This window comes from Psychrobacter sp. T6-1 (assembly GCF_052258445.1).
Map to the genome: position 1 here is coordinate 1 of NZ_JBQQFC010000737.1, position 647 is coordinate 647.

1 protein-coding gene is annotated in these 647 nt (G+C 44.7%); it reads right to left on the reverse strand.

Going from position 1 to position 647, the window contains the following annotated elements; translation table 11 throughout:
- Positions 1 to 446, reverse strand: a 446-nt coding sequence (locus ACTXGO_RS15725; RefSeq protein WP_459112949.1) for a Rossmann-fold NAD(P)-binding domain-containing protein, incomplete at its 3' end; no start/stop codon positions are given.
- Positions 447 to 647: the final 201 nt, after the last annotated feature.

The following is a 647-nucleotide window of genomic DNA, read 5'->3' on the forward strand; positions in this document are numbered from 1 at the left end:
ATACTACCGCGATGCTCATAAAAGGTTTGCATGTCGGCGAGCAATTGGCAGGGATGAAAGTCATCGGTCAACGCGTTGATAATAGGAACGCTTGAATACTCAGCAAAGGTCTCAACCTTTTCGTGACCAAAGGTACGTATCATAATGATATCGACCATACTTGAGATGACGCGCGCTGAGTCCTCTAACGGCTCACCGCGACCCAGCTGGGTATCATTGGGTGACAAAAATATCGCACTACCGCCAAATTGTCCCATGCCCGTCTCAAACGAGATACGCGTACGGGTCGATGATTTTTCAAATATCATGCCAAGCGTACGACCCACAAAAGGCTGATAAATCTCACCCGCATGCTGCATTTTGCGCAGCTCGCTGGCACGTTTGATAAGGTCTTGGAGTTCGGTACGGGTTAGATCAGATAAGGTCAAAAAATGGCGCAAACTCATAGCAATCCTAGCAAGTCAAAAAAACGTTACCAGCCCTTAGTCCCAGTGTATAAACGAGTATACACAGCTGACAACAAACTTTTAGTATAGCTGAATTCCCTTTAATGTAAACGGCAAATTTCGCTCAGAATCTGACGCCAAAGGGTTTAACGGGTATAAATCTTTGCACAGACATAAGCGTTAACATTTTAAGAGTAATTT